Below are 10,972 nucleotides of genomic sequence, written 5' to 3' on the forward strand. Positions count from 1 at the left end.
GAAGTCAAGAAATATTTTTCAGGATTCTAAGAAGATGCCTTGAAAATGACAATTATCGTGGATCAAGAGTAAATATTATGGATTAGGCAAAAATTCTAGTGATCTGAAGAGGAAGAATTCTACATTTTTTGAAGTAATTAAAGATTGATCTATAGTTCAGACTAATGCTGTTTGCGACTGTATTAAAGGCTTTAAATCCTGTTTCTTCCACATCTTTATACCAGTGGGCAAGTTTTGTGTAGGCTTCTTCTACTGATTTTGCTTTGTTGAATATATTCCGGAGTCTTTGCGAGAGGTTAAAGCCGGATATGGTTTGCTACGCTGGCTTTGATTCTTCTTTCCATTTGTTCCAGAGAATCCACAAAAATCAAAATATAATTTCAATTCATGCACAACTTTTGAGATTGATCCCTAAAAATTCCGGATTAGCCAAAAAAATCCGGGGGTGGAGATAAAAATTTTATCTGATGCATTTTTCCTTAGGTTCTATGTCTTTCTATTTGCTTAACTTCAAAAATTAAAAAATTCACAATTAAGCTATGACTTCTTTCTCAACAAACATCCTTTACTTTTATCGCTCCATCAGAAGTAAAATAGCTTTTTATCCTACACTTTTCGCTCTTTCGGGAGTCTTGTTTGCTTTTCTCATGATGTATCTTGAGCAAATCGGGGTTTCAAAATACCTTGTAAAGCATGCTCCACTATTGGTCGTAAACAGCGGAGATACAGCCTTGACGATCTTAAGTGCATGTATTACAGGGCTAATTTCAATGATGGTCTTTAGTTTTTCCATGGTGATGGTGCTTCTAAACCAGGCTGCAAGTGACTATTCGCCAAGACTACTTCCCGGGCTGATTTCTGATTATCGCCATCAAATTATTCTCGGGATTTACATTTCCAGTATTTTGTACTGTATTTTTATTCTATTTTCAATACAGCCAACCGGTGACAAATACCAGGTTCCGGGATTTGCGGTTCTTCTGGGGATACTTCTTACTGTCGTCTCTATATATGCCTTTATATATTTTATTCATAACATTTCTGAAACTATTCAAATCACCAATATTCTTGAAAAAATTTTCCTGGAGGCCAGGGAAAGAATTCAAGTTATACTCAAGCAGGAAGAATCGATGCAATGGAGTTTTCCTGATACTAACAATTGGTTTGAATATAGCACAGATAAAAGTGGTTATTTTCAGGATCTTTCCCGAAAGAACCTTCTTTCGTTTTGCAAAGAAAATGATACTTTATTAGAAATTCTTCCTGTTAAAGGAACTTTTGTCTTAAAGGGAATACCGGTATTTCGTTCCAAAGAGCGCCTTAGTGATAAAGCGGTACAAAATCTCCTTTCTAATTTCCATTTGTCCCGAAAAGAGTTGGTAAGCACTAATTACCTCTTAGCCTTTAAGCAAATTAATGAAGTTATTATAAAGGCCATGTCCCCCGGTATAAATGATCCTGGAACAGCCTTAAATTCTATTGATTATCTCTCTGAACTTCTAAGGCTTCGAATGTTAAAGGCAGATGAAAGTTTTATTTCAGATTCAGAGCAAAACTTTATCAAATTGAGAATTGCTACGTTTAAAGAATTGCTGTATCAGATTAATGCCCCTTTAAGGAGATACTGTAGTGCAGATATTGTGGTTGTTCAGAAACTAGGGCAAATGTTCCTGTCTCTTAAGGTACAGAAGGTCGCTAATCCTTATTACCATGATATTCTTAAAGAGGAGGCTAAAAGACTTCTGATAGATGCCAGGGCAGCTATGAGCAATGAAGCAGATTTAGAAACTTTAAGTTTTCTTGCAGAAAAACTCGCTATAAAAATTTAGATGCTAATTTCTTAAAGGGAGCTATTTTTATGAATTTTCATGTTCTGTTTATGCCGCAGTTTATTATTGGGAGCAGAGTTTTGTGATTGCAAATACGAGACTCAACTTTTACGCTTTACCGCTAAAGACATTCGTGAGGCTTGAAACATCTTTATAGTTGGCGCGGCAGGTTATTTTATCCCTTAGCGAATTCACCATTTTTATTATTTCTTAGTTTTATTTTAACAAAGTATTAAAGTTTTCCCATCCCCTTCTGCTTTACTTTTGAATACGATGAAAAAGATTTTTTTAGTTGAGGATGATTACAGTTTAAGGGAACTAATTGGTTTTTTATTAATCGAAAAAGACTATAAAGTAAAAGCATTCCCCACTGCTACTTCTTTTAAAAACACGATTAATCAAGAACTTCCAGATCTTATCCTGATGGATATTATGTTGCCAGATGGCAATGGTGTCGACCTTTGCAGGAACATTAAAAATGTTAAAGAGACTAAGAATATTCCTGTGCTACTCATGTCTGCACACGCCAATCCCTCAATTGTAAAGGGATCTGGTGCCAATTCGTTTCTAGCCAAGCCTTTTGATGTGGAAGAACTCTACGATTCCATTGAGAAAATTTCTTCAATTTAATAGTTGTTACAAAGTAGGGCAGGCAGATTAAATTTTTTGAAATCTATTTTTTAAGGAAAATTTTTCGCTTTTTGTTCCAGTCTCTTTGCAAATCCAGAGCAGTTCAAAGCTTTATTCCTTCAATAAAATCAATTTTACGTAAAGTGGAAAATGATCTGAACCGAATTTTGACAACCGCTCTATATCTGCCAGAAAGAATTCTTCTGTAACAAAATAATGGTCCAGTGGCCATCTCATTATTACAGAATTCGAGTCAAAAGTACTGAATAGACCTCTTCCAATTCTCACATTTCTAAGGTCTCCGCTTTCTTCAAATAACCGGGAAGTAAGAGACCAGGAAACATCGTTGTAATCTCCGGCAACAATAGAGGGAAGAGCATCTTTTGCCACGAGGTCACCAACTTTAATCAGGGCTATTTCCTCTTCTCCGATGTTATCTGGGTATTTGCTGCTGGGAACAGGGGCAACAGGATGTACACCATGAAACATAAAATGTTCTCCATTTGGTAAAGAAATTCTGGTATGGAAGGAGGGAACATCATCCTGGTTTAGAAACTTAATTTCCTGGTTTTCCAGAGGGAATTTGGAATACATAGCCATTCCATAGGCATTGTCCAAAGGATATTCTATTCGATGCGCATAATCTTCTTTTAATCCCTGAAGGTTTTGCACCCATTCCTCATTCACCTCCATTGCTAAAACAATATCAGGATTTTTTTCCTGAATAATTTTTAAAAATTCATCATAAGTGGTATTGGTAATCAAAACATTTGCAATTACAATTTTTATTTCTGAAGACCCTTCCGGTTGGTCGTGAGCATCAGGTACTGCTTTTTCTCCAAAGAAATAAGGAAAAACTTTTATGGAATGTATAGCTATTGCAGCGACTAAACCTACGCCCAACAGAACAGAAAATAAGTTCCATTTTCTATTCAGGAGCAAGAAAAGAACAAATAGTGCTAACCCTGCGATTAAATACTGAAGCCTTGGAAAATCAAGTATTTTGGAATACCATAATGAAAGGTTGTGAACAAGGGAAAGAAGACTAACAACAATTACTATTACAGAAACAGCAACGATGCAATAGTAGAAAATTTTTCGGAGATAAAACATATTTAAAGTTGGGTTATCAGTCGTTATCTGCTGAAAAAGATATTTGAAACACAGCCGGGCATCATGTGCAAAAAATGGCAAATATCATCATAATACAATCCTGAAAAAGAAAGACAATTGAAATACGATGCTTGAGTAATATATTTTTTACAGATTTAATGAATATCTAAAGGATAAAAACAAGTGTTTAATTTAAATAAAATTTCAGTTAAAAAACATACACTTCAAACTTAAAAAAGCTGAAAATGAATTTTTACTTTTCATAAGATTTCTTTATTATTTGACAGGTTCTTTTTAAAAATTGCAGATAGCGCTACTTCAAATAGGTAAAAAAATAAGTGAATGTTAGAAGCAAATGGATTTTACTCCTGTTTACTTTCCCACCGGAATAAGATCTTCCGGTAAGGCAAAGGCAACGTAACTGTCTCCTCCCGGAGCTCCTAACTTGGTGCCTCCGCAAGCCAGTACGATATATTGCCGCCCATTTACCTCGTAGGTGCTGGGAGTGGAAAAGGCTGCTGACGGAAGCTCTGTCTCCCAAAGCAATTCCCCGGTTTTTTTATTGTAGGCCCGGAACTTCGCGTCTTTGGTACCTGCAATAAATAATAGTCCGCTGGCTGTAACTATGGGGCCACCGTAACTTTCGGCTCCTGTTTGCGGAATTCCTTTCTTCGTTAATTCCTCATATTCCCCATAGGTTACCTGCCATAGGTACTCACCGGTGTTTAGGTTAATTGCATTTAGGGTGCCCCATGGTGGCCGTACAGCTGGATAACCATCGGCATCCAAAAACTTGTTGTATCCTGAAATCTGGTAAGGGATCTGGTCATTTTCTTTAGACCTGCCCATTCCCGGCTCCCTGGACATTTTTTCTGCAATCTCCTCTTCGTTCACATAAGCTATAAGAGCATCCAGTTCTTCTTCAGAAAATTTATTGAAAGCAGGCATCATTCCCTGCCCGTGCTCAATAATGTTCCTTATTCGTTTTTTATCTCTCCGCGATTCAATGTTCATCAGGGAAGGGAATCCACTGGATGGACTACCCGCACGGTCTGTGCCGTGGCACATAGCACAATTAATAGTATACATCCGCTCTCCAAAAGACTGCTCTGCCAGCTCCTCTTCAGTAACCGTAGGATTCAGGGAAATACGCCATGCCATTTCGTTGCTGTTCACATAGAGAATACCTTCGGGATCGGCTGCGGCTCCTCCCCATTCGGCACCTCCGTCTAGCCTGGATAAATTATCGTTCCGCGTTTACTTAGCGGAGTGAAAGGTCCTTCAGAGCGGCTGTTTTTTAGACTCTCAATCAGTTCTTCCCGGTTAGAAGCAAACGGACTAATATCTTCTTCAGTAAAAGTTTGTCTTGCAAAAGGTCCGGATTTGGTAGGAAACGGCTGAGTGGGCCAGGCTACTTCCCTGGGAATATCTGAAGCTGGGACCGGCCGTTCTTCAATGGGAAACAAAGGTTCTCCGGTTACCCTGTCAAAGACAAAAACAAAACCCTGTTTGGTCACCTGTGCCACTGCGTCAATTCTTTCTCCGTTGTGGGTTACCGTAAGCAGGTTTGGAGGTGCAGGAAGATCCCGGTCCAGAATATCGTGGTGTACAAATTGGAAATGCCAGATACGTTCTCCTGTTTCCGCATTAAGAGCTAAAAGGCTATTGGCAAAAAGGTTCTCCCCCTGACGGTTTCCGCCGTAAAAATCAAAGGCAGCCGATCCTGTGGGGGCATAAATAATACCTCGGTTAAGGTCTACCGACATTCCTGCCCAGTTGTTGGCGCCACCTATCAGTGTATTTTTACGAACATCTGGAGGCCAGGTGTCATGTCCAAATTCTCCCGGTCCGGGAATCGTATTAAATACCCACTCCAGTTCACCTGTTCTTATATTAAAAGCCTGGATTAGGCCAAGGGCTGCATCGGTACCTTCAGAAACCCTTAAAGGCATTACAATAATATCTTTATATATGGTGCCTGGTGTATTTGAAATTACCATTCTATCCTGGGATTTTTTTCCTAAACCGGTTTTTAAGCTTACACGTCCGTCATTGCCAAAATCTTTTATGGGTTCTCCGGTGGCAGCCTCTACCGCATATAGCCAGGAGCCACTGGTGTACAGGATTCTTTTGTCGTTACCATCTTCCCAATAAGAAAGTCCGCGGCTGGTGCTAAAACTGTCCATTCCTTCAGATTCTTTTCTCCAGATAAGCGCTCCAGTGGCCGCATCTATGGCAAAAGGTTGAGTGGTGGCGGTCATGCCAAATACCACTCCATTAATGATAAGCGGATTGGTCTGCACCTGTCCGGTGTCTTTGGTATGAAACTGCCACGCCAGTTCAAGCTGGTGGACGTTTGAGGAATTTATTTGTGTTAAAGTTGAATATTGGTTACGCCCGGGGCCACCCTGATAATGTGCCCAGTCGCTGCCGGCACCCGTAAATGTCCTTTTTCCTGTTTCCTCTTCAGAATTACAGGCCGTTAAGATTGTGGTAAGAAAAACACCCAGGTAAAAGGTTTTTGAAAGCAATTTCAGGGAAGAAAGTATTGTAAATTCTAATTTACCCGGCATAGTTATGCGAATTATAAAAGTTTAAGCTTGTAAAGTAACAGATAATTTCTACATGCAACACTTCTTATATTTTTTTTCCGCTTCCGCAGAGGCAGGGGTCATTACGCCCAATCTTTTTAGGTTTTATAATGGCTGAATCAAAATCATCTTCCATTAACGCACGGTTTAAGATTTCCTCATTGTATCCGGTTTACAAATTCAGAAGTCATTAAATTAAATTTTTTGTTTAGTAAAAACAGCAATTGTATATTTGTGTTTACTTGTTAAGTAAACAGATTATTGAAGGTTTAAATATAAATAGGTGAGGGAGATTGTTTTGAATTTCCTCTATCCTGAAATTATAAAAGCTTTGAAATAAAGTCTTTTTAAAGTTGTGTTGTTTATCCCGATAAGGGGTGAAGTGGTAAGATACCGATTCGATCGGTATATGCCAATGAGAAGCTTTTTTCCATTAAATTGGGAAGAGGCTTTTTTGCATTTAGGGTGTTCCAAAGTATCCTTTCCTGCTAGAAATATTTACGCTTAGATTGCGAATATCAGGATGTTACGTTGATAAATACGACAAGATTGGTACAGGGGTAGCTTAAATAAGATTAGAAAAACAACTTGCCACATAGATGGTTTTTATTTAATTTAGGACCAGAGGATATCCTCCTGCAGCCATTTTTGTTATCAAAAATGGCTGATGTTTAGACTAGCCAGTCGGCTGGTTTTTCTTATTTAACTAACTAAATTATAATACAATGAAGAAAATGAAAAATACTTTATTATTGCTCGCTGCAATAGTAGGCTTTAATGGTTTAAACCTTATGGCTCAGAACACTCCTGAAAATTCTGAGGGCTCCGATGTTTCAGATGAAGTGTTGCTGGAGTTGTATCGCGGGGCAAGAGTAAATGACGTTGTAGATGGGCTGGTGACCGTAGGGTATATGGACGTGGGAGTTATGGATCCGGAAATCGCACCGCTGTGGCGGGACGTTCAAACAATGGAGCATAGAATTTCCGGAATAGCTGTAACAGCCAGGTATGCCCCAACCAACAGGCCAAGAAATGCAGGGTCTGATCTTACCAAACCCGAGAACTACGAAGATTATAGAAATTGGAGAGGAATGTGGTATTCAACATTATCAGGAGAATCTTTTAATGAGCAAATAAAGGAAGGTAGTATTGTTGTTATTGACAATCAGGATGATAATGATGCCGGTTCAACAGGATCTAAAAATATCTTGGACTGGCAGGAGCGAGGAATGGTGGGATTGGTTGCTGTAGGTGGCGTAAGAGACCTTGATGAAATTATTTTGCAGAGAAATCCCGTATACATGAACTATAACAAGAGAGGAAGGGGAGAAAGAATTGGAAGAAATGAATTGCTGGATGTTCAAACACCGGTGGTTGTTGGCGGAGTTTTGGTTTACCCCGGTGATGTGGTTGTGGCCGATACCGATGGGGTTGTTGTTGTACCAAGGAGAGTAGCGGTAAGAGTAGGGCAAATTGCTTATCAGGAATTGGTTGCAGATATTGAGGGACGAAGAGAGCTTTATGAAAAATTAGGACGGGAAATTGATGAAACCGTTGCTAACCGTCCTGCACCTAACGAGTTCTTTAAAAGCCTTGGTCTTACGGAAGATCCTAATAAATAAACATTTCGAATTAATTAAATATATTATGAAGAGGCTGGTTCGTTATGATTCAGCCTCTTCTTTTTAAACTTGCCTTGAGAATAGGTGCTATCAGGAAAACTGAAGACCGATAATTGGCATATTTGAACCTCCTTTGTTTTATGGTAGTTTCGAGTTCACATTCCTGGATAAAGTTAATTTCAGGAAAAAATAGATTTACAATTTTCTATCGAAGGAAGTGTACCTGTTAAAATGGCAATTTTCGGCTATATACAAAGGTTTACATGCAGATTGAAGGGAAATTTGGTTTTAAAATATCTAAAATATATTCTGAAGCAATTTTTACTGAATTAAACCTGATTTTTTTTATATTAATATACAGGAAAGACCTCCTGAAAATGAAGTGTACCGTCATTTCCCTGTTAAAGTATCCTCAAATTCACTTTTACTCTGAATTTTAAGGGTGAAAATTCTTAATTTATCGGAACAAATTGGTGGCTGTTCAAAAACTTCAAATCTTAACAGAGCTTATGAAACCAGAAAAATTCTTCTTCAAAGACGACGGAAAGATCCCAAATAATAGACTTCCGTTACTAGTATATAAAAACGCTTTTTCCGAAAGAGGAAATCCTGGTGCTGAATGGCTGGAGAACAGGTTTTTAGAAAATAATTGGAAAAATTCCTGGAGAAATGGCGTTTACGATTATCACCATTACCACAGTAATACCCATGAAGTTCTGGGGGTTTACAGCGGTAGCGCTTTACTGCATCTTGGTGGCGAAAATGGTGAAAAACTGAGAGTAACAGCCGGGGATGTTATTGTAATTCCGGCAGGTGTAGGGCATAAGAACCTGGAAAGCGAAAACTTTAAAATTGTTGGCGCTTATCCAAATGGGATGGATCATGACATGAATTACGGAAAAGAGGAGGAACGGCCTAAAGTCGATAAGAATATTGCTGAAGTGCCATTGCCAGATGCCGATCCTTTGGTGGGGAAAAATGAAGGCTTGCCCAGGATTTGGTCCCATATTTAATACCCCCGAAGACAAAACAAGCGGGCAGGATCACCACTTAACAGATTCTGATAAAAGAAAAATCATAGAGAATGCTCAACATAAGACAGGCTGCTTTTTTTCTGGCAGCCTGTCGTGCTTTGCTGAAGTTTCAGAATTGGGCATTTCAGTTTCAGGGGGCTATTGTGCAGGATAAATTCTGGCTGCCCAGCCACCTCCGTTTGCCAGATGGACATTTAGTTGCTCGCCAGATTTTACGTCAATCACTTCTCGCTTATAATCTGTTGCTTCCCGGTTGGCATTTATTCCGTCTTTAAAAATCACAGCTTCATAATTTCCTTCCGGTAAAAAGGAAAGATCAATTTCTAGATCACGGGAATTCCAGTTTGTAATAGCTCCAACATACCATGTGTCTTCTTTTCTTCTGGCAATCGCTGCGTATTCTCCCACCTTACCATCCAGGGCCACGGTCTCATCAAAAGTAGTGGGTACGGCAGCTATAAATTCCGTGCTTTCCGGTTCATCCATATAGTTAGTGGGATTATCGGCGAGCATATTGAACGGAGCTTCATAAAGTACGTACAGCGCAAGCTGATGTACTCTGGTTCCCTGGCTCATGGGTGCAGAATTAATCGCCCTGAAATTTGCATTATTGGCATTTTTCATTGCACCCGGAGTATAATCCATTGGGCCGGCAAGCATTCTTATATAAGGCACCCTGGTGTCATACAACGGAAAATCAGTATTCGACCATTTCACATTCTCCAAACCACGCACTCCTTCAAAATTAACCACATTGGGATATGTTCGTTGCAGGCCGGTAGGTTTGTAGGAGCCATGAAAATCCAGCATAAGCTTATGTTCTGCAGCTTTTCTGGATAGTTCGTAGTAAAAATTCACCATCTTTTGATCATCCCTGTTCATGAAATCCACTTTAAGCCCTTTTACTCCCATTTCAGAATAGGTTGCCAGAGCTTCATCCATATTCTGGGCCAGCGGAAGGTAACCCGACCATAGCCAGACACCCACACCTTTGCTGCCGGCATAGTCAATAATTTCGTCAAGGTCTATTGCGGGAATAGTATTCAGGATTTCTCCACGGGGAGCCCAGCCTTCATCTAATAGGATATTTTCAATCCCATGTTCAACAGCGAAATCGGTGTAATATTTGTAAGTTTCGGTGTTAATTCCGGCAGGAAAATCCACTCCAGATATATTCCAGTCGTTCCACCAGTCCCAGGCAACTTTTCCCGGTTCTATCCAGGAAGTATTCTCTATACGTGGGGCAGAAGCCAGCTTATAAACCATGTCGTTGTTCAGGAGTTCTTTGTCTTCATTGCTAATAATTAAGATACGCCATGGAAAACTGCGGGACCCCGAAGTTTTTGCAATATAATCTGCACGTTTCGTCACAAAAGATTGCAGGCCGTTGTGCCCGCCTTGTTCCTCTTCCAGGGGATAGCCGGCGAACTCTCCTTTTAAAGCAAAATCTTTATCACCTGATTTTAAGAACATTCCGGGATAACTTTCCAGATCTGCTTCTGTAATTGCTGCTTTCATTCCGTTTGGTAATTCAACCAGAACAGGGGCAAAAGCAACGGTGTCCTTTACAATTTCTGACAAAGGTATGTGTTCATAGCGATTTTCAAAAGAAATCTGGTAAACGTCGTTTGCGGGATCATTTGCGTAAGGGATGTAAACCATATGATCTTCAGGAAAATTGAAATTCACCTCTTCAGAAACAATAGTAAGATCTCTATTTCTGCTGGTGGTAAAGCGGTAAGCAACGCCAGTATCATAAGCTCTGAAGATTAAGCCGAAATTCTTTTTAAATTTTAAAGTCAGCTGATTATAATTGTCTTCAATCACATCTTTTTTATAATTGATGGCATCTATAGTCGTGTTTATTTCCTCTTTTTCTGAATCGCGAACTTCGGGCCTGCTACCAAGTTCTTCCCCTTGCTCCAAAGTCATTGCAATGCGGGACGGGGAGATAACCTGTTGCGAATTGTTGGTTACAGACCAGGTGATCTCTTCCCCAATTTTAACTTCCAGGTGTATTTCAGAATTTGGGGATTCTAAGGTAAAGCCGGAATCTTTTTGAGCAAGCAGGATATTACTGCCAGCGATAACAAAAATGAGTGAAAGCAAACTTCTTTTAAAGCGTAACATAGCTTGATTTATTTAGTGACACA

10 protein-coding genes are annotated in these 10,972 nt (G+C 39.4%); 4 read left to right on the forward strand and 6 right to left on the reverse strand.

The genetic code is table 11. The annotated features are described in order from the left end of the window. Window positions 1-82: 82 nt before the first annotated feature. Window positions 83-310, reverse strand: a complete 228-nt coding sequence (locus RM529_RS14395; RefSeq protein WP_311485469.1) for a transposase — start codon at window positions 308-310, stop codon at window positions 83-85. A 229-nt stretch (window positions 311-539) separates the two neighbouring features. Between RM529_RS14395 and RM529_RS14400 the strand changes: the two genes are divergently transcribed. Further along, a complete protein-coding gene (locus RM529_RS14400) occupies window positions 540-1,829 on the forward strand; it encodes a DUF2254 domain-containing protein (RefSeq protein WP_311485461.1) in 1,290 nt (429 codons plus the stop codon). A 273-nt stretch (window positions 1,830-2,102) separates the two neighbouring features. Next, window positions 2,103-2,459, forward strand: a complete 357-nt coding sequence (locus tag RM529_RS14405) for a response regulator transcription factor (RefSeq protein ID WP_311485462.1) — start codon at window positions 2,103-2,105, stop codon at window positions 2,457-2,459. Window positions 2,460-2,570: 111 nt separating this feature from the next. Here RM529_RS14405 and RM529_RS14410 read toward each other — a convergent pair whose 3' ends face one another. From RM529_RS14410 to RM529_RS18070, 4 genes are all read right to left on the reverse strand, one after another. Next, on the reverse strand, window positions 2,571-3,572 hold the full coding sequence (locus RM529_RS14410) for an endonuclease/exonuclease/phosphatase family protein (protein ID WP_311485463.1): 1,002 nt from the start codon (window positions 3,570-3,572) through the stop codon (window positions 2,571-2,573). A gap of 372 nt (window positions 3,573-3,944) precedes the next feature. Further along, window positions 3,945-4,733 carry a c-type cytochrome gene (locus tag RM529_RS14415; protein WP_311485464.1) on the reverse strand — a complete coding sequence of 263 codons (789 nt, stop codon included), beginning with the start codon at window positions 4,731-4,733 and terminating at the stop codon, window positions 3,945-3,947. Between the two features lie 68 nt (window positions 4,734-4,801). Further along, window positions 4,802-6,145: an outer membrane protein assembly factor BamB family protein gene (locus RM529_RS14420; protein WP_311485465.1), complete on the reverse strand. Its 1,344-nt coding sequence runs from the start codon at window positions 6,143-6,145 to the stop codon at window positions 4,802-4,804. Between the two features lie 64 nt (window positions 6,146-6,209). Beyond that, on the reverse strand, window positions 6,210-6,299 hold the full coding sequence (locus RM529_RS18070) for an SEC-C metal-binding domain-containing protein (protein ID WP_349254646.1): 90 nt from the start codon (window positions 6,297-6,299) through the stop codon (window positions 6,210-6,212). 589 nt (window positions 6,300-6,888) lie between these two features. Here RM529_RS18070 and RM529_RS14425 point away from each other — a divergent pair. Then, window positions 6,889-7,785, forward strand: coding sequence for an RraA family protein (locus RM529_RS14425; protein WP_311485466.1), 897 nt, complete (start codon window positions 6,889-6,891; stop codon window positions 7,783-7,785). Between the two features lie 509 nt (window positions 7,786-8,294). After that, complete coding sequence (locus RM529_RS14430) at window positions 8,295-8,798, forward strand: cupin domain-containing protein (protein WP_311485467.1); 504 nt, start codon at window positions 8,295-8,297, stop codon at window positions 8,796-8,798. A 159-nt stretch (window positions 8,799-8,957) separates the two neighbouring features. On the opposite strand, the gene RM529_RS14435 is transcribed toward RM529_RS14430, so the two are convergent. After that, complete coding sequence (locus RM529_RS14435) at window positions 8,958-10,949, reverse strand: retaining alpha-galactosidase (RefSeq protein ID WP_311485468.1); 1,992 nt, start codon at window positions 10,947-10,949, stop codon at window positions 8,958-8,960. Window positions 10,950-10,972 lie beyond the last annotated feature (23 nt).

This window comes from Autumnicola edwardsiae (assembly GCF_031846505.1).
Taxonomy (GTDB): domain Bacteria; phylum Bacteroidota; class Bacteroidia; order Flavobacteriales; family Flavobacteriaceae; genus Autumnicola; species Autumnicola edwardsiae.